Origin of the sequence: Deinococcus aerius (assembly GCF_002897375.1) — a bacterium.
GTDB lineage: Bacteria > Deinococcota > Deinococci > Deinococcales > Deinococcaceae > Deinococcus > Deinococcus aerius.
Genome location: NZ_BFAG01000008.1, coordinates 15,765 through 40,614, shown reverse-complemented (window position 1 = coordinate 40,614; position 24,850 = coordinate 15,765). Strand labels below are relative to the sequence as shown.

Here is a 24,850-nt window from a genome sequence, read left to right as displayed (position 1 = left end):
ATGACGACGGCCGAGCCCGCCTCCCGCCCTGTCCTGCGGTATGCGGACGGCGCCGTGACGCCGCTAACCGATCAGGTGGCCGTCGAGGAACCGCTCGAACTCCGGTTGGTGCGGGGCGGCGAGGAGCGGCCCCTGGGCGTGACCATGCGGACGCCGGGGGCGGATCACGACCTCGCGCGCGGCTTCCTGTACGCGGAGGGGGCTATTCGGGACGCGCAGGACGTGCTGGGCCTCTGGGAGTGGCGAGAGGGCGACCTCGTGGCCCCGAACGTGCTGCGGGTAGAGTTGCGCTCGGGCTTCGCGGCGCTGGACGGGCTCTCTCGCCACACCTTCACGAGCAGCGCCTGCGGCATATGCGGCACGGGCAGCATCGAGCGGCTGGCCCTGCGCGCCTCTCCCGCCGTCTGGACCCGGCCACCACTCGACCCTGCGGTGGTGGGCGACCTTCCCGCCCGGCTGCGGGCCGCCCAGCCGCTGTTCGAGGCGACGGGGGGCCTGCACGCGGCGGGGCTCTTCACGCCTGGCGGCGAATGTCTGGCCGTGCGCGAGGACGTGGGGCGCCACAACGCGGTGGACAAGCTGATCGGCTGGGCGCTGGGACAGCACCGGCTCCCCCTCTCCGACCACCTTCTCGTCGTGAGCAGCCGGGCGGGCTTCGAGATCGTGCAGAAGGCCGCGCTGGCGGGGATTCCCGTCGTCTGCGCCGTCTCCGCCCCCACCAGCCTTGCCATCAAGGTCGCGGAGAGCTTCGGCCTCACGCTGCTGGGCTTTGTGCGGGAGGGCCGCTTCAACGTGTACAGCTTCCCGGAACGTCTGCGTCTTTGACCGGGGAGGGTGAAGAGCTTTCCAGCCTAACACCCCGCAAGCTGCTCGGCGACATGCTTTTTGCTCCTCCCCCTTGAGGGGGGAGGCTGGGTGGGGGTGAACAGGCCGGGCGTCCCCAGGTCAGCAGGAGGACCAGGGCCCCCTCCTTCAGCAAGCCCCGCTTACAGGCTCGTCCTCACCTGCCACAGCTCGGGAAACAGGACCACGTTCAGCGCCCGCCTCAGATACCCGGCCCCGCTCGTGCCGCCGCTCCCCGTCTTGAAGCCGATGGTGCGCTCCACCGTCGTGAGGTGGTTGAAGCGCCAGGCGCGGAAGTTGTCCTCCACGTCGAGCAGCTTCTCGGCGAGTTCGTACAGGTCCCAGTACCGTTCGGGGTCGCGGTAGACGGTGAGCCAGGCGTCCAGCACCCCGGGGTTCTCCACGGGCGGCTGGGTGTAGTCCCGTTCCAGCACCTCGGCGGGGATGGGCAGACCCCGCGCGGCAAGCAGGCGCAGGGTCAGGTCGTACACGCTGGGCGCGTGCAGGGCGGCGTGCAGCGGGCCGTGCTGGTCGGGGCGGTGCTCGAAGGGCCGCAGCAACACTGGGTTGCGGTTCCCGAGCAGGATCTCGACCATGCGGTAGCCCGCCGACTGGAAGCCCGACGCCTCGCCGAACGCGCCCCGGAATTGGAGGTAGTCGGCGGGCGTCATCGTCTTCAGCACGCCCCAGGCCGCCGTCAGTTGCTCCTGGGCGCGCACCACCCGCGTCAGCATCTTCAGCGGCTCGTCGGTCACGCCCGCCGCGAGGAGCGTCATCGCCGCCTGAAGCTCGCGGATGATCAGGCTCAGCCACACTTCCGAAACGTGGTGCACGGTGATGAAGAGGTGTTCGTCGTGCGCCCCGGTGATGGGCTGGTGGGCGCTGAGCAGCGTGTCCAGCCGGAGGTAATCCCCGTAACTCAGCCGCCGCCCGAAGTCGGTGTGGGCCCGTTCCGGCGCGTCCCGATCTGTCCCATGTTCCGCCTGGCTCATGCCCGCAGACTACAACCCCCGCTAAAGGCCCGCCCGAACGCCGCCCCTTACCCTGGACCCATGCCTTCCCCCATCCTCGACCTCGCCGGGCTCACGCTGGAGGTCAACCACCTGCCCCGGGGCGTCCGCTTCTACACCCAGGTGCTCGGGCTGGACCTGATTCACTCGGACGAGGAACGCGGCACTGCCCACTTCCGGGTCAACGATGCCCAGACCCTCACCCTCTGGAAGCCGATCACCCGGCAGGCGAACGACCCGCGCCTCGCCCCCCTGCGCGCCCGGGGCGCCTCGCACCTCCACTACGCCTGGCAGATTCAGCCGGAAGACCTGGGCCGCTGCAAGGCGATCCTCGACGAACACGGCCTGCCCTGGACCGAGATCGACCTGGGCACCCCCGGGCGGCCTGACCCCACCGTGTACTTCTTCGACCCCTTCGGTCACGGGCTGGAGTTGCGCGGCACCGACCTGAGCGACGAGCGGCGGCCGACCTACCCACCTGCCCCGGTGGAGCGCCCCTCCCACGCCCTCCCCGTCATGGGGCTGCGCGAGGTCGCCCTGGCGTTCGGCGACTACGCGGCCATGAAAGAGCGGCTCCCCCGCGCCTACGGACTCGCCTACGCCAAGGAGCAGGAGGACCGCGACTTCGCCCAGTTCACCCTGGGCCCGGAACCCGAGCCTGACGGCAACGGCACTCCCCGCCGCTGGCTCTACGCCTGGGACCCCCAGGTGGGCCTGGCCGACATGTTCGGCGGCGACCACGCCCTCGTGCAGTTCTACGCGCACGTGGACGAGGTGCTGCCCCGCGTGCGGGCGGAGGGCTTACCCCACGTGATGGAGGACGGGCGGCTGGCCGTGCGCGACCCCGAGGGGCACGTCTTCGAGTTCCTGCCCCCGCTTTGAGGGTGGACGTGGACGATCTCCGGCGACGCGGAGTCAACCTCGTGCGGACGCCGGAGGAGGCAAAGGTTCTTGCATGGCCTTCTGCCCTTCTCTACCCCCGAGCGCCCACATTCTCAGGGGGTCCGGTGACGGCTCGGCCTATCAAAAAGAAACAGCGACGTTTCTTTTCCTCCGGCTGGGCACCACCAAGTTCCGCTTCCCCCGGGACGCAAGAGACGTTTCTGAAGTTTGCTTTCATCCCCCGCCGAGAAAGTCTCAACTTCCCTATAGAAATCATTTTTTTTGACCCGGATACCCCGTGTTAACCTTTGCCCCTCGCCGCTCCGGGCGATGGCAGGCCGAACGAGGCGGCAGGAAGGTGGCGGGGAGAACTGCTGGGCTCCACGCCCGCCAAGAGTTATTGCCCCTCGCCACTCTTCGCAGACGAGGAAAGAAAATGTCCTGTTTATCCGATCTCCATTGGCACGTCGGCCTGGCTGTATCCATCGACCGATTCCGGGTGGGGGAGGGCGACTTCACCTCCTCCGGCTACCCCCGCCCCGGCTCCGGGAGGTGCGGATGCGTCCGCTAGACCGCCTGGAGCTGTGGGTGGGGGTGGAGCCCACGGTCAGCCGCATCGGCGACAGCGTGCAGGACCAGCTCGTGCTGAGTGGCTTTCACGAGCGGCTGGAGGACATTGACCGCCTGGCGTCCCTGGGCGCGACCCGGGTGCGCTTTCCGGTGCTGTGGGAGCGCACCGCCCCGAACGGGCTGGAGCAGGCCGACTGGACGTGGCCGGACACCCGGCTCGCGCGCCTCGCCGAGTGCGGGCTCGATCCCATCGTCGGGCTCGTCCATCACGGGGGCGGGCCACTCCACACCCACCTGCTCGACCCCGCATTCGTGACGGGGCTGACGGCCTACGCCCGGGCGGTAGCGGAGCGGTATCCCCACGTCCGCACCTATACGCCCGTGAACGAGCCCCTCACGACCGCGCGCTTCTCCGCCCTGTACGGCCACTGGTATCCCCACGCGCGCGACGACCACTCCTTCTGGCGGGCGCTGATGCACCAGCTTCAGGCCACCGTCCTCGCGATGCGGGCGATCCGCGAGGTGAATCCGGAGGCCGAGTTGCTCCAGACCGAGGACATGGGCCTGGTCAGCGCCCGGCCCTCCCTGCGGGAGCAGGCGGACTTCGAGAACGAGCGGCGCTGGCTGTCCTTCGACCTGCTGCTGGGGCGGGTGGACCAGCAGCACCCCATGTGGTCCTACCTGCGCTGGGCGGGGGCCACCGAGCGGGAAATCCTGTGGTTCGCCGAGAACCCCTGCCCGCCCGACGTACTCGGCCTGAACGCTTACGTCACCAGTGAGCGGTTTCTGGATGACCGCGTCGAACACTACCGGGGCGGGCACCACGGGGGCTTTCACGGCGGCAATGGGCGGCGCGCCTACGTGGATATCGAGGCTGTGCGGGTGCAGGGGCACCCCATCGGCGGCCCCTGCGGGCGGCTGTACGAGGCCGGCGCGCGCTACGGCCTGCCCCTGGCGCTGACCGAGGTGCACCTGGCCTGCACCCGCGAGGAGCAACTGCGCTGGCTGCACGAGACCTGGCAGCAGGCGCAGTCGGCCCGGGCCGACGGGGTGGATGTGCGCGCCGTCACCGCCTGGTCGGCGCTGGGCGCCTTCGACTGGAATTCGCTGCTCACCCGGCAGGTCGGCCACTACGAGAGCGGCCTGTGGGACGTGCGGGCGCCCCAGCCCCGCCCCACGGCCCTGGCCCACCTCGCCCGCCACCTGGCAACCGGCGCCGAGCTGGGCCCCGCGCGGGCCGTGCTGGAGGGCCCCGGCTGGTGGCGCCGCGCCGACCGCCTGCGCTTTCCCCCGGAGGGCCCCCTCCACGCCGAGGCCCCCGACGGCCCCCCGCTGCTCGTCGCCGTCCCGGGTCGGCTGGGCGGGCGGCTGCTGGAAGCCTGCGGCGGGCGCGGCCTGCCCGCCCGGCGCCTGGCTCCCGGCGAGGCCCGGCCCGCCCTGGAGGCCGAGCGGCCCTGGGCAGTCGTGGTCGCGGCGGGTGCCTTTCCCGACCCCGCCGATCTCCGCGCGCTGGCGGCCGCCTGTGCTGGCCGGGGGCTCCCCCTGCTGCTGCTGTCCTCGGCCCAGGTCTTCGGGGGGGACGCCACCCGGCCCTTCCTGGAATCCGACGCCCCGCGCCCCACCTGTGCCCGGGGCGTGCGCCAGCGGCTGGAGGAGGAGGCCGTCCTCGCCGCGCATCCGGGCGCGCTGGTAATCCGCACGGGTCCCCTCTTCGACGTAGGGGAGACGGAGGGCTTCGCGGCGGGCCTGCTGCGGGCCCTGCGGGCGGGGCGGCCCTTTCCGGCCCTCGCGGGCGTGGCCGTGTCGCCCACCTTCCTGCCCGACCTGCTGCACCACGCCCTTGACCTGCTGCTCGACGGCGAGGTGGGGGTGTGGCACCTCGCCAACGCGGGGGCGGTGTCGTGGTTCGAATTCGCGGGGATGCTCGCGCGGGCGGCCCGGCTCGATCCGCGCCGGGTGCGGGCGGTCTCCCCGGCCCAGGTGCGCTCCCCGGCCCCCTGGCCCGCCCTCGCCAGCGAGCGGGGGTGGCTCATGCCGGGCCTGGAGGACGCCGTGCGCCGCTGGTCGCCCGTCCCCGCGGTGCGGCGGCCCCGCCCGGCGGACACCCGGGCGCCCGAGTACGCGGGTGGGCGGCGCTGAGTGGGCCGCCCCGCGGAAGCCGGGAGGCTCCGGCGGGCAGGGGCGAGGGACCCGCATTCGCCCCAAGGACTCCTGAAGTTCTGCGGGGGTTCCTCATGCCACCCGGGTGGGCCTCGCCTCCCCCCGCGACGAGGCGGTGACCCGACTGGAGGTCCTGCTGCGGGCGGCTGAGCGGGCACGATGGGCCGTATAGACGCCACCCCTGCCCGCCGCCACAAATCTTCGCCCGGCCCCCCGTCCCGGCGGATACGATGGGCGGCAAGTCACAACTCGCTGTTCGGGGGGACACCATGAAGCGACGGCTGCCGTTTGCCCTGCTCACACTCGTACTCGCTGCCTGCGCGCAGCCGCCGGACTCCGGCGGGACTCTTCCCCCCGAGCCCGTCGGGAATTACGACAGCGTCGACGGGGCGTGGACCACGCCCCCGCACCTGAGCGCGCAGTCCCTCACGGCTGACGTGAACACGCTCTACTACGAGACCGCGTTGGTCGCCACCAATGCCTGGGGACCCATCGAGGTGGACCGGAGCAACGGGGAGCGGGGCATCGGGGACGGCCAGACGCTGACCCTGAACGGGACGATCTACCCCAAGGGCTACGGTGTTCACGCGCCCAGCGAACTGAAATACAGCCTGGCGGGGTCGGACAACGCCAGGTGCGTGCGGTTTAGGTCCCAGATCGGCGTGGACGACGAGGTGGGAAGCCGCGGCAGCGTGGTCTTCCAGGTCTGGGGTGACGGCGAGAAGCTCTACGACAGCGGGGTGATGACCGGGGCCAGCGCGACGAAGAGCGTGAGCGTGGACCTGCGCGGCAAAAAGACCATCCGTATGGTCGTGACGGATGCCGGGAATGGCAAGACCGCTGATCATGCGGACTGGATTGCGCCGACGATTACTTGCGTGCCGGACATCACGGGGAGCGTGTCAAGAGGCACAGGCATTTATCAGGACACGCATAGGAACGTCCCTGTAACATTCACGAATAGTAGCGGAAAATTCGCGGGGGACTTGAGCTTTCGGCTCACCTCAGATGTATCGGTCAATGATTATAAAGGAACTCGCTTCCGTCTAGACACATGGGGAACAAAAATCGTTGGTGCTGGGACGTTTCAAAGAAATTTGAGCGTTTACATGCCGCCGCTGGCGTTTCTGGAACTCGGTGAGGAAGAGCCGGAACTTCCCTACCCGGATACCCTTGTTGTGTTTTACAGGGGCGAAGAAGTGACGCGCGTGCCGCTTCGAGTCTATCCCATTAGACAGTCAACCAGCCCACTTTTCCCAAGTACAACTATTGAGGTCCGGTTGGGTGAGCCCACGATAGTGATTGTTCCTGTAGAGGCCGATCCTGGGGGAGAAACCACTGGACCAGCGTTTTCTATCTACCCGGATAGTGACTCACCCGCCTGGTTAGATGTTCAGGAGATTGGAGGAGGGGAAGTGCCGAAGGAGGGGGGAGCCATTCAAGTAAAATTCACGGCGACTCGGGCACCAGAGCCCAACGAACCTAGAGAGCGTTACGCACGTCTTCGGATATATGACTATAGGCTGGCAGGAGGCAATTTCACATCGCTCTCCAACGTCAACGTTCGCTTCGTCCCCTAACCCCTCAAGGCCGCTCCTTCGGTGACAACGCCGCCGTCGCAAACCAGAAGCTGCCGAACGATTTGATCACGTCCACGAATTCGCTCACCGTCACCGGCTTGGGGATGTAGGCGTTGGCGTGGAGGTTGTAGGAGCGCCAGATGTCACCCTCGGCGCGCGAGGTGGTGAGGACCACGACCGGGATGTTGCGCAGCACCTCGTCGGCCTTGAGGACGTCGAGGACTTCCAGGCCACCCATACGCGGCATGTTCAGGTCGAGCAGGACCACGTCGGGGGTGGGTGCCCCGGCGTGCGGCCCCTCCCGCCGCAGGAAGCTCAAGGCCTCCACGCCGTCCTTGGCGAGATGCAGGTGGTGCGGGAAGTGAGCCTCCTCAAAGGCCTCCCGGGTCAGCAGGATGTCGGCGGGGTTGTCCTCGACGAGCAGGATGTGAATGGGTTTCATGACTGGGGCGCCTCCTGGGCACCGGGTGGGGGAGTGTCGGGCAGGGTGAGGGTGAAGGTGCTCCCCTCGCCCGGGGTACTCTGGACGGTGATGGTGCCGCCCTGACGCTCGGCGGCGGTGCGGGCGAGCGCGAGCCCGATGCCGCTGCCGGGGTACTCGTCCATGGGGTGCAGACGCTGGAACACGCCGAAGATGCGCTCAAAATACTGCTCCTCGATGCCGATGCCGTTGTCCCGGATGTGGAAGCGCCACTCGCCCGGGCCGCGCTCGGCCCAGACGCGCACGTGGGGCGGTCGGTCCGGCGCGCGGAACTTGACGGCGTTCGTGAGCAGGTTGAGAAAGACGTGGTGCAGCAGCTCGGGGCTCGCGCGCAGGGTGGGCAGGTCGCCGATCTCCACCCGCGCGCCCGCGTTCCCGATCTTGGCCGCCAGGTCCTGCACCAGGGTTCCCACGAGTTCGGCCGTGTTCACCTCGCGGGAGGTGTGCTGTGCCTGGCGCACCCGCGAGTAGGCGAGTAGGTCCTGAATCAGGGCCTTCAGGCGCTGGGCGGCCGAGATGGTGAAGTGGATGTACTGGTCGGCGCGCTCGTCGAGCTGGCCCCCGTACCGCCGGGCCAGGAGTTCGGTGTAGCTGGCGATAGTCCGCAGGGGCTCTTGCAGGTCATGGCTGGCGACATACGCGAACTGCTCCAGTTCCCGGTTGCTGCGGGCCAGGTCGGCGTTGCTCGCCGTGAGCGCCCGGGTCGCCCCCCGCAGCGCCTCCTCGCGCTGCTGCACGGCCTCGGCCATGCGGTGGAACTGGAGACTCAGCTCGCCCAGCTCCCGCAGGGGCGTCCGCGGCAACCGGGCCGAGTAGTCCCCGGCGGCGATGTGCCGGGCCTCCTCGGTGAGCTGGCGGGTGGTCCGCGACAGGGTGCGGGCCACGCGCAGCGCGGCGAACACGAGCAGCCCCCCCGAGGCGAGCAGCCCGGCGACCGTGAAGAGGCGCACGCGGTGCAGGACGGCGGTGCTGTTCTCCAGGGCGGCCCTCAGCCGGAGGTTTTCGCCCGCCTGCATGTGGGCCAGGACCTCGCGGACCTCCTCCAGGGTGCGCTTGCCGACGCCGCCGCTCACCAGGGCCGCCGCACTCTCCAGCGAAATCCGGCGCGCCGCGATCTCGGGCCGGGCCGCCTGCGCGTACCAGCTCTGCGTCAGGGTCCGCACCCGGGCCAGGTCCCCGCGCCCCGGGTCCGTCCCCACCCGGGCCTCCAGTTCCCGCAGGTGGCGCTCCAGGTTCACCCCGCCCTGCCGGTAGGGCTGCAAGAAGGCCGGGTTGCCCGTGATGACAAAGCCCCGCTGCCCGTTTTCCAGGTCGGACACGTCGCGCGCCGCGGCCTGGATCAGCGTGAGCCGCGCCTGGGCTGCCGTGACCTGCGCGGCGCTGCGGGCGCTCTGCTCCACCCCGGCGGCGACGGCGACCGCCACCGCCCCCAGCAGCAGCAGCGGAAACAGGAAGGCCCGCAGGATGAAGGCGGCGATGGTGGTGGTGCCGGGGGGCGCGCCGAGCGGGCCGGGCAACGGGGGGGACAGGGCTGCCGACATCGGGAGGCATTCTAGAGAGCGTGGGCCCGGGTTCCCGGACGGGGGAGGGGGGCTTTCCCCCTCCCCCGGGCCTTGTCTAGGCCAATTTCCTCCTCGCCGCACCCCACCTTCGGTCTAGACATATAAATAAAGGTTTCCTCCAAGATCGCTCTGCTCCGTTCAGAACGGCCCGGGGGGAGGGACGCTAGACTCCGGGCGTTCCCGGAACCGTGCAAGTGCCGCCAGAGGGGGAACCGGCGAGCTGCTGGCGCGGCGTTCTCACTTGAGTGTTTTTGACTTCCGCTTATGGCTGCGGCGGTGGGCTTTTTCCCGACACCGGCCGCGCCCCTGATCCCCCAGGGAGGGACGACATGCTCAATTCTTTCGAAGGCCGTCTGCCTCTGAACCGCCCGGCCTCCACCCCCGCGCTGCTGGTCATTTCCCACCTGCGCTGGGATTTCGTGTTCCAGCGCCCCCAGCACCTGATGACCCGCGCGGCCCGTACCCGGCGGGTGTACTACATCGAGGAGCCCATCTTCTCCGAGGGGCCGGACAGCCTAGCCGTGCGCCGGGAGCCGTGCGGGGTCACCGTCGTCACGTCCATGCTCACCGCGCCCGCCGAGAGCCGCACGCTGGAGGAGCGGCAGGCCGCCATCGCCCGCCTGCTGGAGGACTTCGTGGCGGCCGAGGGCCTGGAGGAGTACGACCTGTGGGTCTACTCCCCGATGGAGCTGCCCGTCACGGCGGGCCTGACGCCGCGCGTGACGATCTACGACTGCATGGACGAGCTGGCGAACTTCAAGGGGGCGCCGCCCGAACTGCGCCGCTGCGAGGACGCGCTGTTCCGGCAGGCGGACGTGGTGTTCACGGGGGGCCACCGGCTGTACGAGGCCAAGTGCCGCCAGCACCACAACGTCCATCCCTTCCCCTCCAGCGTCGATGTGGGCCACTTCGCCCGGGCGAGAAACGGCCTCCCCGACCCCGCCGACCAGCAGCACCTGCCCCACCCCCGATTGGGTTTCTACGGGGTGATCGACGAGCGCTTCGATATCGAGCTGGTGGGAGAGCTGGCCCGGCGGCGCCCGGAGTGGCAGTTCGTGCTGCTGGGGCCGGTGGTGAAGATCGACCCGGCGGAGTTGCCGCGGGGGGAGAATCTGCACTACCTGGGCATGAAGAGCTACGCGGAGTTGCCGTCGTACCTGGCTCACTGGGATGTCGCCCTGCTGCCCTTCGCCCGCAATTCCGCCACCGAGTTCATCAGTCCCACCAAGACCCCCGAGTACCTCGCGGCGGGTGTTCCCGTGGTGTCCACCGGCATCCGGGACGTGATCCGGCCCTACGGGGAGCGGGACCTCGCCCGGATCGCGGACGGGGTGGACGCCTTCGAGGCTGCCTGTGCCGCCGCGCTGGCCGAGCGCGGCACGCCAGCAGGCGAGGCCCGGCGGGAACGGGCCGACCGCTACCTGTCCACCCTGTCCTGGGACCGTACCTGGGCGGATATGAGCGCCCTGATCGAGCGGGCGGCGGCGGAGCGCACCGCCGTGGTGCTGGCCGGAGTGGCCGATGACTGAACCGCGACCGACGGGCCCTATGATGGACCCGATGACCGAACCTACCTCCAACGGCTTCGACTACCTGATCGTCGGCGCGGGCTTCGCGGGCAGTGTCCTCGCCGAGCGGCTGGCGAACGACGGCAAACGGGTCCTCATCGTGGACCGCCGCCCCCACATCGCGGGCAACGCCTACGACCGCTACGACGACGCGGGCATCCTGATTCACCCCTACGGCCCGCACATCTTCCACACCAACTCCAAGGAAGTCTTCGACTACCTCTCGCGCTTCACCCAGTGGCGGCCCTACGAACACCGGGTGCTGGCGAGTGTGGACGGCCAGCTCCTGCCCATCCCCATCAACCTCGACACGGTGAACCGGCTGTACGGCCTGAACCTGACCTCCTTCCAGGTCGAGGAGTTCTTCGCGTCGGTGGCGGAAAAGGTTGACCAGGTCCGCACCTCCGAGGACGTGGTCGTGAGCAAGGTCGGGCGCGACCTGTACAACAAGTTCTTCCGGGGCTACACCCGCAAGCAGTGGGGGTTGGACCCCAGCGAACTCGATGCGAGCGTGACCGCGCGGGTGCCCACCCGCACCAACCGCGACGACCGTTACTTCGCCGACACCTACCAGGCGATGCCGCTGCACGGCTACACCCGGATGTTCGAGAACATGCTCAACCACCCGAACATCAAGGTGATGCTGAACACCGACTACCGCGAGATCGAGGGCTTTATCCCCTACGGCCACATGATCTACACCGGTCCGGTGGACGCCTTCTTCGACTACTGCTACGGCAAGCTGCCCTACCGCAGCCTGGAATTCGTCCACGAGACGCATGCGCGGGAGTATTTCCAGCCGACCGGCACCGTGAACTACCCCAACGACTACGGCTACACCCGCATCAGCGAGTTCAAGTACATCACCGGGCAGCAGCACCCGCACACCTCCGTCGTGTACGAGTACCCCCGCGCCGAGGGTGATCCCTACTACCCGGTGCCCCGGCCCGAGAACCAGGAGCTGTACAAGAAGTACGCGGCCCTGGCCGACGCCCGCCCCGACGTGACCTTCGTGGGCCGCCTCGCCACCTACCGCTACTACAACATGGACCAGGTCGTCGCGCAGGCGCTCGCCACGTACCGCAAGCTCACCGGGCAGAAGACCCAGCCCGAGGCGGCGACCGCCGGCTAAGTCGGCCCCTCTGCCACCCGCCCGGCTCCCCGAGGGGTCGGGCGGGTGCCTTTTGTTGGGGTCAGTTCTGGAACCGTCCTCGCGCGGCTTGTTTCTCTCCATACCAGCAGGCCGGTCCCCGGGACCTCACTCCACCCTGTCACGTCCGCCCCTGGGCGCCGTCACCGCATCCTCCGGCTGGGCAGCGTGGCGAGCGACGACCAGAACGACAGGAGCTGCTCCACGACCTGCAAGAAGTCCGGCAGGTTCACCGGTTTGGTGACGAAGGCGTTCGCGCCCAGGGCGTAGGCCTGGTCGATGTCGCGCGGGTCGCTCGACGTGGTGAGCATCACGACCGGGATGTGCCGCAGGTCCGGGTCGGCCTTGAGCTGCGCGAGCGTCTCCAGTCCCCCCAGGCGGGGCATGTTGACATCCATCAGGATCAGGTCGGGCAGTTCCCCCGCCGGGCCACGCAGCACCGTGAGGGCTTCCTCGCCGTCGGAGGCCGAGCGCAGGGTCGACGGTGAGGCCCCCAGCGCGAACGCCTCCTCGGTCAGCACGATGTCGGCGGGGTTGTCCTCCACCAGCAGAACGTCCAGCCCCCGTGAAAACGCCCGCGTCATGCCTGCTCCGTTCCCGCGGCGGGGAAGGTGAAGTGGAAGGTCGTGCCGACCCCCTCCCGCGACTCCACCCAGATGCGCCCGCCATGCTCCTCCACGATCTTTTTCACGATGGCGAGGCCAACGCCGGTCCCGTTGAATTCCTCGCGTCTGTGCAGGCGTTGAAACACCCCGAAGATGCGCTCGAAGTGCTGCGGCGCGATCCCGATGCCGTTGTCCCGCAGCGTGAAGTGGACCGCGTTACCCTGCACCTCGGCACTCAGGTCCACCTCCGGCGTGCGGCCCGCGGGCTGAAACTTGACCGCGTTCCCGATCAGGTTTTGCAGCACCTGGCGCAGTTGGGTCTCGTCAGCATGGACATCGGGGAGGTCGCCGCACGTCACGCGCGCACCCCGCAGGGCGTCCTCCAGGTTCTCCAGCACCTCGCGCAGCACCCGCCCGGTGTCCACATTCGCCACCCGCGTCTCGCGCCCCACCCGCGAGTAGGCGAGGACATCGTCGATCAGGACGTTCATGCGCTCGACGGCGTCCACCGTAAAGGCGATGTACCGGTCGGCCTGGTCGTCGAGCTGTCCGCGGTACTTGCGCTGGAGCAGTTGCACGTAGCTCGCCACGGTCCGCAGGGGGGCCTTGAGGTCGTGCGAGGCGACATAGGCGAACTGCTCCAGCTCGCGGTTACTCCGCACGAGCTGCTCGGTGCGCTCGGCCACCCGCGCCTCCAGCGTCTCGTTCAGGTGACGCTCCTCGGTGATGTCGGTGTTCGTGCCGAACCACCGCACGAGTTCGCCGCGCTCGTCCCGCAGGGGAATGGCGCGGGTCAGGAACCAGCGGTACTCCCCGTCCCGGCTCCGCAGCAGGAAGGTGCCCTCCCAGGGCTGGCCCGCCGCCCACTTCTCGGAGACGTACTCGATCACCCGGTCGATGTGTTCGGGGTGATGCACGTCCCGCCAGCCCCAGCCCTGCATCTGCTCGAAGGTCGTGCCGGTGTAGTCGTACCAGCGCTGGTTATACCAGTAGATCCAGCCCCCCGGGTCGGCCATCCAGGCGAGTTGCGGGATGGCGTCGATCATGGTCCGCAGCTCCGCGTCGCGCCCCTCCAGGGCCGCCTGCGCCGCCTTGCGCTCGGTGATGTCGGTGTGGGTGCCCACCCACTCCCGCACCTCGCCGCCTTCCCCCTTGACCGGCACGACCCGCACGAGCACGTGCCGGTACTCGCCGTCCGCGCGGCGCAGGCGGTACTCGACCTGATACAGGGTCTTGGCGGCGTAGGCCCGCGTCCACTCGCGCAGGACCCGGTCACGGTCCTCGGGGTGCACCGCCCCCAGCCAGCCCCGGCCCTGCAACTCCGCGATGGTCTGCCCGGTAAAGGCCCGCCACGCGGGCTGGTCGCCCTCGAACTCGCCGCTGGGGGGCGTACTCCACACCATCTGGCTGGTGGCCTCGACCAGCGAGCGGTAGCGGGCCTCGCTGTCCCGGACGGTCTGCGCCGCGCGGGCGTTTTCCACGCTGCCCGCCGCGAGCTGCGCGAGCTGCACCAGCACGCTCTCGTCCTCGGCCGTGAAGTCGCCCTCGAATTTGTCGCTGAGCTGGATCAGGCCGATGTTCTGGCCGCCCCGGCCCACCAGGGGCACCGCCAGCCAGCCGCGCATGGGCGGGTGCTTGCCCGCGTGGGCGCCGAACCCCTTGTAGTCGGGATGCGCCTCCAGCTCGGCCTGGGTCAGCCGCAGCGGGGCGTTCAGACGGCACACCAGGGCGTAGATTCCGCTGCCGTCAGGAGTGCCCTCGTACTCGCGCCACGCCGCGTACTTGTCACTCAGGGACACCGCGTTGATGGCCTGCGCCCAGTTGTCCCCCACACTCAGGCTCACGACCGCCTGGTGGGCGCCGACCAGGGTGCGGGCCTGCTCGGTGATCACGCGCAGCGCCCCCTCCAGTGTGCGGGCCGCGTTGATGCTCAGCGCGGCCCCCGCGAGGTCCCGGAGTTGCCGGGCGGAGCGCGCCTGAGTCTCCTGCAGGCGCGCCCGGCCCAGCGCCTGCGCGAGCTGCCCGGCGAGGGACATGGCGAAGCCGCGTTCCGCCCCCCCGAAGGTGCGGTCGGTGTCGAAGCTCAGCGTGAGGGCGCCCAGCGCCCGGCCCTCCACGACGAGGGGCAGGGCGGCGAGGGCGCGGGTCCGGGCGGACCTGTGCTGCTCCAGAGCCGGGTAGCGGGCGAGCAGCTCCCCCTCGCGCACGAACACCGCCTGCAGGGTGTGAACCGCGTCGATGGCGGGCAGCGGGGTGTTCATCGGGAAGCGGTGCCAGGTGCGGCTGCGCTCGTCATCGTAGCCGCGGGTATGCACGACCTCCAGGGCGCTCCCCCCCTCGGTGAGCCGCAGGATTGTCCCGCCGTAGGCGCCGAGGACCGGGAGGCCCGCGAGGAGGGCCGCCTCCGCCACCTCGCCCTCGGTGGAGGCCTTGGCGAGGTCGAGCGTCGCCGCCAGCAGCGCCTCGCGGCGCTCGTCGGCCAACCTGCGCCCGCTGATGTCCCGGAAATGCACCGCGATCCCCTCACCGTGGGGAGAGGCCCTGACCTCAAGCCACATGGGCGGGGCGGGGTAGTACAGGTCGAAGTGCCGCGCCTCGCGGGTCGCCATCACCCGGCGGTATTCCTCGTCCAGGCGGGTGCCCCGCGCCTCGGGAAAGCAGTCCCACAGGACCTTGCCCAGCAGGTCCTGCGGCGTCACGCCCATGATGCCCGCCGCGTGGGCGTTGACGTACGTGTAGCGCCACTCGCCGTCCACCACGAAGAAGGGGTCGGCCAGACCATCGAGCAGGTGGAGGAGATCGGGATTGAGGGTGAGTCCGGGGATCGTCATGGGGTGGGAGGTGGGCTTCCACCCGCATCTTAAAGAGCTGGGCGCGGGTAAAGGTCGGCTTGACTTCACATAAAGGAAAGCTTAAAGAGACGACCCACTTCCTGCTCCCCTCATCACGAACGCGGGAAGCTGGTGCCAGAGTGCAGGGGTGCCGGACAGCCTGGGGCACGAGCCACCCGGGCCGGGCACTCCATGGGAGGCGCGTGGGTGCCCTGTCGTTCGCCCCACCGGGACCGGGAGGTCATCCCGCTCGCGGGTCCCGAGCAGGAAGCGTCAAATACCCCGGGCGTGATCTTTTTGCCAGGGTGTGGGGCGTACCCTACGCCCGATGCTCCCGCCTCCACCCACGCTCTCCGGCACCGCGCGCCGCCCACTCCAGGTTCTGCTGATCGATGACAATCTCGCGGACCTGCTGCTCGCCCGGGAGGCCTTCGCCGCGCTGGGCGAGCAGGTCGGCCTCACCTCGTACCGGAGTGGCGGGGCGGCACTCCAGGCGCTGGGTCAGGCGAACGCGGCACTCCCCGACGTGGTGCTGCTCGACGTGAACATGCCGGGGCTCAACGGGTTCGAGGTGCTGAGCACGCTCAAAAGCGACGCGCGGCTGCGCCCCATCCCCGTGGTGATGCTCACGACCTCGGGCAGCCGGGAGGATGTCCGCGAGGCGTATGCCCGCCGCGCCAACGCCTACCTGCTGAAATCGGGGGATTTCGGCGAGTTCTGCGCCGATATTCGGGGCTTCGTGCAGTTCTGGGCGGGGAGCGAGCTGCCCCACTGACCCGCGCGGCCCGGGGGAATCCAACGGCCCCAGGCGGGGCATGATGACCGCCACCGGGATGGATGCAAGGGGAGGGCGTTAAGCCAAAAGTCTATGTTCCCTCACACAGAGCTTAGCTATGCTGGGGACAGCACACCACGGCTGGCCGGCGGCCCTGCCCTCTCGTCACTGGTGTTCGGAAAGGACCTCCTTGACGCCCCCCGCCTTCCCCAAACACCTCCTGCTGGTCGAGGACAACGAACACGACGTGGAGCTGGCACGCGCGGCGCTGGACGAGAGCGAGGTGCGCTGCGAGGTGACCGTGGCCCGCGACGGGCAGGAGGCGCTGGACCTGTTGCGCGGGGGGGGGAGCCGCCAGCCGGACCTGGTGCTGCTCGACCTCAACATGCCGCGCGTCAGCGGGCACGAGGTGCTGCGGGCCGTGAAGGGGGACGCGACGCTGCGCCACGTCCCGGTGGTGGTCTTCACCACGTCCAACGAGGTCTCCGACCGGGACGCCTGCACCGCGGCGGGCGCCGACGACTACGTCCTCAAGCCGGGCCGCTTCGACCAACTGGTCGAGGCCGTCGACCGGTTGGGCCGCCGCTGGCTCACCCTGACCTTCTCCGTCTGACGCCTTCCTCCGGCGCGCCCAGCAGGAGGAAGGCCGGGAGGCATTCTGTCGCGCGCCTCCCGGCCGCATCAACCCGTCCGTTGATCTCTTCCGGTGCTCTTTCGATTAGCGATCCCTTGACGCGGCTCCCTCAGGGCGGGGCACCTTCAGGTGAGTGTGCGGTCGGCCTCCCCGGCGCGCAGGTTGCGGTCGGGCAGGGGGCGCGGGCTGCCGGCCGCCTGCTGGGCCTCGTCCTCCAGCTGCAACTCGTTCAGGACCACGCCCAGCACGCGGACCTTGGCGAGTTCGGCGCTCTGAAGCACCTGCTCGACCTCGTTCACGCGGTTGGCGCCCGGGCCAAGCACCAGGACGATGCCCGCCGCGCCCTGCGCCCACAGCAGGGCGTCCGAGCGCCGCAGCAGCGGGGGGGCGGCGATCAGCGTCAGGTCGTAGGCGGGCGCCCGGCTCCCCACCAGCGTCCGGGCCTGAAGGGGGTCGGTGCCGGGCAGGGAAAGCCGGTCGACATGGTCGGCCAGAGGCTGCACCCCGCCCTCCAACGCCGCCCCGGCGCCCGGGTGAGGCTGGGTGTCCACAACCAGCACCCGCTGACCCGCCGCCGCGAGGCTGGTCGCCAGCGCCGTCACGACGCTGCCGCTGCCCGCCCCGTCCTGCGGGCTGGCGAAGACCAGGCGGCGCGGACCCTCCGCCGAAAGCTGGGAGAGGACGTTCACCCGCAGGAACCCCAGGCTGTCCTGAAGGGCGCCGTCTTGCAGCGCGCCCGGCCCGCCCCGGCCCGCCGGACGGGGAAGCTGGCCCAGCAGCGGGAGCCCCAGGTCGCGCAGGCTGTGGGCGTCGTACACCCGGCGCCGCCACGCCTCCAGCAGCAGGATCACGGCCGAGGCCCCGAACAGGGTCAGCAGGGCGGCCAGCCCCGCGCGGCCCAGGGGACTGGTCGCCACCGGGGCGGCGGGCTCGGGGGCCCGCGCGACGACCTGGAGGGTGCCCACCGCCGCGTTCTCCAGCAGCGACACCCGGGTCAGCGCCTGGTAAAGCCGGGCCTGGGTGGACTGGTAGGTGTCCCAGCGCAGGTCGCTGGCGGTGGGGGGCGGCTCGTTGCGGTTGAGTTCCGCGAGCTGCTTTTGCAGGCTGGCGCGGGCCAGCACCACCCGCTCGCGGGCGCGCTCCTGGTCCCAGGCGAGCAGGGCGTCCACTGAGGCGTTCACGAGGACCCGGGCCGAGGCGGGGTCCCCGGCCTGGCCCCAGACCTCATACAGGTCCGAGCGGGTGCCCTCGGGCGTGGTGACGCGCACAAGCGAGAAGGTGTTGCTGCGGCGCTGCCCCTCGACCGCCTGGGCCAGCGCGCGCGCCCGGTTGGGCGGCAGGTCGCTGGCAAGTACCCGCCGGGCGATGTCGTCGACGACCTCCCCGTCCCGCAGGGCCTGTTGGAGGGTGCCCGGTGGCAGGGGCGGGGCGGCGACCAGCCCCTCGCCGAGCGCGCCGTCCGCGTTGCCGCCCACGGAGACCACGCTGCTCATGGTCTCGTACTGCCGGGCCTGGCGCGCGGTCACGGCGTAGGTCAAGGCGCCCGCGAGCAGGGCCGCCGACAGCAGCGGCAGGGCGTGGCGCCGCAGGGGCAGCGCGAGGCGGGGCACATCAACGTCGTCGTTCTGGAGCTGGGTGGGTGGGCGGTAGGGCATGGAGCAGGCACCTTTCTGGAAGTTCAGGGAGGACGGTCGGGAAAGCGGGCGGGGAGGGGGAGGGGTGGGCGGCGAACCTCAGCAGCCGAACTCGAGCAGGCTGGTGTCCGACAAGACCAGGCGGTGGACCCGCGGCACCTCGCCGTGGCCGATCACGCGCGCGCCCAGCCCGATCAGGCACTCCTGGAGCCGCACGCTCATGTCGCGGATTTCGGCCTCCTCATCAATCACGCTGTACTCGACCTCGGCGTTCCGGATCACGCTGCTGCGCCCCACGCTCGTGAAGGGCCCGATGTACGCGTTTTCGATCTCGGCCCCGGCCGCGATGGTGACCGGCCCCATGATGACGCTTCCCCGCACCCGGGCGCCAGGACCCACCACGACCCGCCCGCAGACCCGCGAGTCCGTCACCTCGCCGAGGACGCAGGGCTCAAGCCGCTCGAGCAGCAGCCGGTTGGCCTCGAGCAGGTCATGGGGCCGCCCGGTGTCCTTCCACCAGCCCGCTACCCGCTGGCCCACCACCCGGCCACCCTCCTCGATCAGCCGCGCGACGGCGTCGGTGAGTTCGTACTCCCCGCGTGGGCCCGGCGGCAGGGTCTCCAGGAGGTCGAGGATGCCCGCCCGGAAGCAGTACACGCCTGCCACCGCCAGGTTGGAGGGCGGCGCCTGGGGCTTTTCCAGCAGGCGGGTGATGTGGCCGCGCTCATCCAGCACCGCCACCCCGAAGGCCCGGGGATCCGGGACCTCCACCAGGGCGATCACGGCGTCCGCCCCCGTCTCATGAAAGGTGGTCAGGAAGCTCCCCACGCCGTTCTCAAAGAGGTTGTCCCCGAGGTACACGCAGAAATCACTCGACCCGATCCAGCTCCGGGCGACCCGGACCGCATGCCCCAGCCCCAGCATCTGCGGCTGCTCGATGTACTCGATGTGGGCGCCCTCGACGTCCCGCAGCGCCCCCTGAATCGCCTCCCGCGTGACGCCCGAGACGACGACGCCGATCTCGCGGATGCCCGCCGCCGTGAGGCTCTGGACGGCGTGACAGATGATAGGCAGGTTGGCGACGGGCAGCACCGGCTTGGGCCGGGCATAGGTCAGGGGGCGCAGGCGCGTGCCAAAGCCCGCCGCCGGGATGAGGGCTTTCATCGACCGGTCTCCCGCGGGGGAGGACCGGCGACACTGCGCGAGCAGGCCACAGGCACCTTCGGATCAGGGTTGAACATATGCTCCCACCTTTCACTTCTCTCCAGACATGTCGGGGCCGCCTCTGGTCCTGCCCCGCTCCTGTTTGAGACGAGTATGTGAATGGAAGCGTTACAACTTCGCCAATTGCTTTTCCAGCCGCCACCTCCACCCCAACGCGAAAAAAGCCACACTTGGGCGAAACTTACCAGCCTGTCAGAAACTCCACATTTTCAGGAACTGACCGGCAAATTAAGGGTTTTTAACAGAATCTTATAATTTACTTTGTGTAACCTCAGCCCGTGCAGAAAGTCGACGCGATAGTTGAGGAGCGGATGAGGGGAAGTTCATACAGTTGAAGTTCTTTGGGTGGTTGAACGCCGTTCAGACCCGCATCCGGGTTCGAGCCACCGCCACCTCTTGATTTGCCCGTCCCGGTCTACCGCCATTTATTCCTTTTCTCGTTAGGAGACCTATGAGCAACAACAAGATGCAACTTCCCACCTCCCGCACCGCTCTTTTCTCGCTGGGTGTGCTTGGCCTGACGTTGGCGCTGGCCGCCTGTGGATCGACCCCGCCCGCCCAGACTCAGGCCTCCCAGGACTCCACCCCCACCTACACGTACGACGGCACGGACCACAGTTGGAGCAGTAGTGGTGGGCCGAGCCTCCAGCCCCTGACGATCACGGCGGGCGACAACGGCCTGAGCTACGAGAGCTGGATCACCGCGACCAACGGCTGGGGGCCGATTGAGCGCGACCGCAGCAACGGCGAGAAGAATGCTGGGGACGGCCGCACCCTCACCATCGGCGGCGTGACATTCGACAAGGGGTTTGGGGCCCACTCCAACTCAAGCATGAGCTTTAAGTTGAACGGGCAGTGCAGCACCTTCACGGCGAGCGTGGGTGTGGACGACGAGTCGGGAAATAAGGGCAGCGTGGTGTTTCAGGTGTACGGGGACGGCACCAAGCTGTATGACAGCGGCGTGATGCGCGGCACCGACGGGGCCAAGGCACTGAGCGTGAGTGTCAGCGGCAAGAACGAGCTGCGGCTGGTCGTGACGGACGCGGGTGACGGCATCAGCTACGACCACGCCGACTGGGTAAACACTACGCTGCGGGGCTGCACCAGCGGCACTTCCTCTTCACCGGCCCCCGCCCCCGCCCCGGCCCCCAGCGACAACATCCAGTACAGTGGCCGCCTGATCATCACCAAGGGCGGAACCTATTCGGGCAACTGGGAGAGTACCGAGAACCGGGCGGCGGTCATAATCCAGACGGATGAGCCCGTCATCATCGAGAATTCCAACATCCGCAGCCGCGGCAACCTGATCAGCGGGTTCGGCAACCGCGTCACCATCCGCAACGTCCGCGGCTACGCCCTGAACCCCAACGTCGCGGGCAAGACGACCGGCAAGGCAGTGAACGCGGAGGAGGTCAGGAGCCTGACCGTCGAGAACAGCTACTTCGAGAACACCACCGGCATCTACATCCGCTCGTTCTACGGCGACCCGGCCAGGGGCGACGGCATCAGGATCCTACGCAACCAGTTCCGCAACATCAATGGCCTCAAGAGTGACGGTGCGGGTGGGTACACCAAGGAGGCCGCCGTCGTGCAGGCCGTGCTGTTCAACGCCGTACGCCGCGCTCCCGGCGTCGAGGTCGCCTGGAACGAGATTATCAACGAGCCCGGGAAGAGCCGCACCGAGGAGACCATCAACCTCAACGGCAGCAGCGGCACGCCCGCCTCGCCCATGAAGATCCACGACAACTACATCCAGGGCGCCTACCCGGTCGACCCCGCCACCACCACGAGCTACCCGGGCGGCGGCATCCTGCTCGGCGACGGCAAGGTCAGCAATCCGCTCGACAACGGCTATGCCTGGGCCTACAACAACCAGATCGTGGGGACCACCAACCACGGCCTCGCCATCGTGGGCGGCGTCGGCAACCAGATCTTCAACAACCGCGCTGTGTCGAGCGGCCGTATGCCCGACGGGACGCGCCTGCCCTCCGTCAACGTCGGCGTTTACGTCTGGGACATGTACGGAGCCGGTTCCCTGTCCGTGCCCACCTTCGCCAACAACGTGATGCGTGACAACGTGATCGGCTGGACCAAGGTGAATTCGAACGGCACCACCACCAACAACCCCACCTGGTTCCCGAACTGCGGTCTGAACGGCACCGTGTGCAGCAACAACCAGAGCCTCGGCACGGTCACTCTCGACATGGAGAGGGCCGAGTGGACCCGCTGGCAGGACAAGCTGGCCTCGGCGGGCATCAAGGTCGGACCCCGCTAAAGCACGGGGCGGCAGGAGGGCGGGCGCACGGAGAACCGTGAACCCGCCCCAACTTGTGAGGCGGCGAATGGAGCTGAAATCCATTCGCCGCTCAGTTTTAGGATGTGGGGTGGTCGCCCCGTCGGGGGTGCGGATTCGGGGCCACTTTGCCCGCCCCCTCAGCGCACCTGTTTGAGGAGTGGCGCGCCGGGCTGGGAGGAGAGCGGCGCGCCGGGAAGGGGCGCAGGGCGCAGGGCGGGGACGGGCACGGCGGCCAGCAGGTCCTGCCCCTGCCAGGTCAGGGCACCCACGGTGAGGGCCAGGTCGAGGGCGCGCACGCTGAGTTCCAGGATCGCCCCGCCCTCGGCGGGGGCCGGGAAGGTCAGGTGGTGTTCCATCCACTGCTCCGTGACCACGCCCGCGTGAACGGCGTGACGCACTTCCTCTTCCAGGTAGTCGGGGGTTTCCGTGCGGGTTAGGACGTGGGCCATTCCAGAGCCGCGCAGCCCCACCCGCAGGGGAAAGGGAAGCTGCTGCGGGCCGAGTTCCTCGCCGCCGCTGAACACGTCCAAGCGCCAGACCAGGCGCAGCCCGGCCTCGCCCGAAGCCGGGGGCAGGGGCAGGTGCAGCCGCAGGGTCTGGGGATGCCCGTAACGCCCCACGCTCCAGATGTTGAGCCAGCCATTGTTGTCCCGCGAGATCTGGTACCCCTGGGCAGCGACCGGGCCATGCGGCGCGGCGGGAGTCCGCCGGGGCTCGGGCACGGGGGAGCCGGACCCGGAGACGGACCGGCGCCCGGCCCCCGGCAACTGGCGGTCCTGGAGCCCGGCGCGGTACACCCGCTGGAGACGCTCGGCCTCCTCGGTCAGCCCGCCCCGCCGCGCGTAGTAGGCGGCGAGCCCCGGCGAGTCCTCGGCCAGCGCGGGGACCAGACGCCGCCGCACGTCCTGGCGAATCAACTGGGGCGAGCGGCTGGCGAGCGCGATGCGCAGGCCCTCGCTGACAAAGGTGTAGAGCGTCTCGGCCCCCTGGGGCGCGGGCCGCAGGGTAAGACCGGGCCATTCCAGGGTGCCCCCGGCCTCCACCTCGCGCAGGATATGGCGCTCCAGCGCCTCGTACAGCAGCGCGTCGGTCGAGGCGGCGAGCCCCTCGCCCAGCGCCGCCTGGGCCACCCGGCGGTCGAAGTGGCCGTAGATCGCGCTGAGGCGGGTCATCGCCTCCACCAGCGTGGGCGGCCACCCGTCGATATCCGTGCCGTAGCTGTCGCGCACCGCCTGGGGGAAGTGCATGTCCTGGTCACCGGGCTCGCCCGCCGGGCCCAGCAGGCTGAGCAGGTGCAGCGGGTTGCCCTCGCTGCGCTGCACCAGCCGGGCCGCCTCGCCGTGCAGCGTCCGGGCGGGCCGCGCGGCGAGGCGGCCCTCCAGGGCCTGCTGCACGCTCGACCGGGTGAGCGGCGGCAGCTCCAGCTCGCGGCACGCGCTGCCCACCCGCGCACGCAGGGCCCGGGTGAGCGGGGCCTGCGCCGCCCGCTGGCGGCTGAGCAGCACCAGGGCGCGCGGCCCCTCGCTGGGCACCTGCGTCAGGAAGGTGAGCAGCGGGGCCAGCTCGCCCGGGGCGTCATGGACATGGTCGAACACCAGCAGCAGCGGGCGGCGCAACCGGGCCAGGGCGACCGCCACCTTCACCGCGTCCTCCTCCAGGCTGGTTGGGGCGAGCAGGAGGCGGCGCAGCGCCTCGGCCTCGGCTCCCCCCGCCTCGCTCTCCCGCAGGGCCGCCTGCGCGAGCGAGGCCAGCACCAGGCGGCTCGACCGCGTGTCGGTCACGCGCACCGTCTGCCAGCCGCCGCTCGCCGCCGCCCGCTCGACGTGGTAACTCTTGCCGATCCCGGGGGGGCCGTGCAGCACGATGACCTGCGGTTCCCGCTCCGCGTCCCGGAGGACCCGCTCCAGCATCTGCTCCTCTTGGGGGCGTCCGAAGTGCAGCTCGGGGGCCTGATCAGGTTCCGGGGCCGGCACGCCCGTTCCGCGGGGTGCCGGAAGGTCGGCCGGATGCGGGTCCTCCGGGGCCTCGGTGGTCAGCTCGAAGCCCAGGGTGTCGGCCCGCGCCGCGATCAGCCGCAGCGCCCAGGCCTGCTCCGCCCGCGCGTAGCGCCAGTACACCCGGCTCAGCCCCTCCTCAATCTGCTGGCTGAGAATCCAGCGCTGCTGGTCCACCCACTCTTTGAAGGTGGAGCTGCCCAGGTCCTCCAGCCCGCTGAGCGGAAAGCCCCGCAGCATCGCCAGCCAGTCCGAGAGCTGCGCCTGGTTCATGTCCTGCTCAGCCCGCGCCTGCCACAGGTCGAAGTCGGTCGTCACATTTTCCAGGTACAGGAGTTGGCGGCTGGCGGGGAACAGGTTGAGTCCCGCCGTGCGGATGCGCGCCAGTTCCACCCGCAGGTTCTTGCGGGCCTCGGCCGTCGTCCACAGCAGGTCCGCGAGCCGCTCCCGGTGCTGGGGCAGTTTTTCTATAGAGAGATAGGTGATCAGGGCGACTGCCTTGGCCGAAACCGGTACAGGCTGCCCGTCGCGGCTGAGGTGCGCGTGTCCCAGAAGGTGGATGGTCAACACCTGTGGCCTCCGTCCGTTCCCTGCGCCAAAAGCCCCTTCCTCCCGGGAGAGGTCAGCATCCCTCAGCGCCTATTACCGTGTCCTGCTTACTGCTTTCGAGCGGGGCGTCCCTGCGCCCCAGAAGGTCGTCTTTAGTCAGCCCCGACCGGCAGCTTTCTTAGGCCCCGGTGAGCCTCCATGAGCTTACCATGCGAAGCGGGCGAAAACTTACGACTGTAGGCCGAGCCTGTGCCCACTGGCGCAGGGCGATGTGAGGACAGTGAGTCCAAAAGAAGCCTTTCCAGAGGCGCTTCCCTGCCACTGATCCCCCACTGAATAAACCCAGGGTAAAGAAAGACTTATAAAGACAAGTTCATCAGGAAGCAATCAGGTTGATGAGAAGGCTGACCCGAGCTTCATAAAAGCAAGCTCAAGGTCCGGCCCCTTCCCCGCACCGGCGGGCATTAGCGCGCAGTTAACGCCCCGACCCGCACCATGGGGT

17 protein-coding genes are annotated in these 24,850 nt (G+C 69.5%); 9 read left to right on the top strand and 8 right to left on the bottom strand.

Going from position 1 to position 24,850, the window contains the following annotated elements:
• The gene (fdhD, locus tag DAERI_RS11800; RefSeq protein WP_103129630.1) at positions 1-825 is read left to right on the top strand and encodes a formate dehydrogenase accessory sulfurtransferase FdhD; all 825 of its coding nucleotides are present in this window, start codon (positions 1-3) and stop codon (positions 823-825) included.
• A 161-nt stretch (positions 826-986) separates the two neighbouring features.
• Here fdhD and DAERI_RS11795 read toward each other — a convergent pair whose 3' ends face one another.
• Positions 987-1,835 carry a tryptophan 2,3-dioxygenase gene (locus tag DAERI_RS11795; RefSeq protein ID WP_103129629.1) on the bottom strand — a complete coding sequence of 283 codons (849 nt, stop codon included), beginning with the start codon at positions 1,833-1,835 and terminating at the stop codon, positions 987-989.
• Between the two features lie 60 nt (positions 1,836-1,895).
• Between DAERI_RS11795 and DAERI_RS11790 the strand changes: the two genes are divergently transcribed.
• From DAERI_RS11790 to DAERI_RS11780, 3 genes are all read left to right on the top strand, one after another.
• A complete protein-coding gene (locus DAERI_RS11790) occupies positions 1,896-2,735 on the top strand; it encodes a VOC family protein (protein ID WP_103129628.1) in 840 nt (279 codons plus the stop codon).
• A 558-nt stretch (positions 2,736-3,293) separates the two neighbouring features.
• Complete coding sequence (locus tag DAERI_RS11785; protein WP_103129627.1) at positions 3,294-5,444, top strand: family 1 glycosylhydrolase; 2,151 nt, start codon at positions 3,294-3,296, stop codon at positions 5,442-5,444.
• Between the two features lie 290 nt (positions 5,445-5,734).
• Entirely contained in the window at positions 5,735-7,045 is a 1,311-nt protein-coding gene (locus tag DAERI_RS11780) for an NPCBM/NEW2 domain-containing protein (protein WP_103129780.1), read from the top strand.
• Between the two features lie 4 nt (positions 7,046-7,049).
• Here the strand turns inward: DAERI_RS11780 and DAERI_RS11775 are convergent, their stop codons facing one another.
• The gene (locus tag DAERI_RS11775) at positions 7,050-7,487 is read right to left on the bottom strand and encodes a response regulator (RefSeq protein ID WP_103129626.1); all 438 of its coding nucleotides are present in this window, start codon (positions 7,485-7,487) and stop codon (positions 7,050-7,052) included.
• The gene (locus DAERI_RS11770; protein ID WP_103129625.1) at positions 7,484-9,067 is read right to left on the bottom strand and encodes a sensor histidine kinase; all 1,584 of its coding nucleotides are present in this window, start codon (positions 9,065-9,067) and stop codon (positions 7,484-7,486) included. Before DAERI_RS11770 ends, DAERI_RS11775 begins: the two co-directional genes overlap by 4 nt.
• 350 nt (positions 9,068-9,417) lie before the next feature.
• On the opposite strand from DAERI_RS11770, the gene DAERI_RS11765 reads away from it, so the two are divergent.
• Together DAERI_RS11765 and glf are read left to right on the top strand one after the other, a co-directional pair.
• Positions 9,418-10,617: a glycosyltransferase family 1 protein gene (locus DAERI_RS11765; RefSeq protein WP_103129624.1), complete on the top strand. Its 1,200-nt coding sequence runs from the start codon at positions 9,418-9,420 to the stop codon at positions 10,615-10,617.
• A gap of 31 nt (positions 10,618-10,648) precedes the next feature.
• Positions 10,649-11,788 (top strand): UDP-galactopyranose mutase, encoded by a 1,140-nt coding sequence (gene glf / locus DAERI_RS11760; protein WP_103129623.1) that lies wholly within the window; start codon positions 10,649-10,651, stop codon positions 11,786-11,788.
• A gap of 161 nt (positions 11,789-11,949) precedes the next feature.
• Here the strand turns inward: glf and DAERI_RS11755 are convergent, their stop codons facing one another.
• Together DAERI_RS11755 and DAERI_RS11750 are read right to left on the bottom strand one after the other, a co-directional pair.
• The gene (locus tag DAERI_RS11755) at positions 11,950-12,390 is read right to left on the bottom strand and encodes a response regulator (RefSeq protein WP_103129622.1); all 441 of its coding nucleotides are present in this window, start codon (positions 12,388-12,390) and stop codon (positions 11,950-11,952) included.
• A complete protein-coding gene (locus tag DAERI_RS11750) occupies positions 12,387-15,242 on the bottom strand; it encodes a PAS domain-containing protein (RefSeq protein ID WP_103129621.1) in 2,856 nt (951 codons plus the stop codon). The genes DAERI_RS11755 and DAERI_RS11750 overlap by 4 nt, the downstream gene beginning before the upstream one ends.
• A gap of 328 nt (positions 15,243-15,570) precedes the next feature.
• Between DAERI_RS11750 and DAERI_RS11745 the strand changes: the two genes are divergently transcribed.
• Both DAERI_RS11745 and DAERI_RS11740 read left to right on the top strand, forming a co-directional pair.
• Positions 15,571-16,017, top strand: coding sequence for a response regulator (locus DAERI_RS11745; protein WP_103129620.1), 447 nt, complete (start codon positions 15,571-15,573; stop codon positions 16,015-16,017).
• 190 nt (positions 16,018-16,207) lie between these two features.
• Positions 16,208-16,630, top strand: coding sequence for a response regulator (locus DAERI_RS11740; RefSeq protein ID WP_103129619.1), 423 nt, complete (start codon positions 16,208-16,210; stop codon positions 16,628-16,630).
• A 146-nt stretch (positions 16,631-16,776) separates the two neighbouring features.
• Here the strand turns inward: DAERI_RS11740 and DAERI_RS11735 are convergent, their stop codons facing one another.
• Positions 16,777-18,306: a tyrosine-protein kinase family protein gene (locus DAERI_RS11735; RefSeq protein WP_103129618.1), complete on the bottom strand. Its 1,530-nt coding sequence runs from the start codon at positions 18,304-18,306 to the stop codon at positions 16,777-16,779.
• A 78-nt stretch (positions 18,307-18,384) separates the two neighbouring features.
• Positions 18,385-19,449, bottom strand: coding sequence for a glucose-1-phosphate thymidylyltransferase (locus DAERI_RS11730; protein ID WP_103129617.1), 1,065 nt, complete (start codon positions 19,447-19,449; stop codon positions 18,385-18,387).
• A 511-nt stretch (positions 19,450-19,960) separates the two neighbouring features.
• Between DAERI_RS11730 and DAERI_RS11725 the strand changes: the two genes are divergently transcribed.
• The gene (locus tag DAERI_RS11725) at positions 19,961-21,784 is read left to right on the top strand and encodes an NPCBM/NEW2 domain-containing protein (protein WP_103129616.1); all 1,824 of its coding nucleotides are present in this window, start codon (positions 19,961-19,963) and stop codon (positions 21,782-21,784) included.
• Between the two features lie 158 nt (positions 21,785-21,942).
• Here DAERI_RS11725 and DAERI_RS11720 read toward each other — a convergent pair whose 3' ends face one another.
• Positions 21,943-24,369 (bottom strand): AAA family ATPase, encoded by a 2,427-nt coding sequence (locus tag DAERI_RS11720; RefSeq protein WP_103129615.1) that lies wholly within the window; start codon positions 24,367-24,369, stop codon positions 21,943-21,945.
• Positions 24,370-24,850 lie beyond the last annotated feature (481 nt).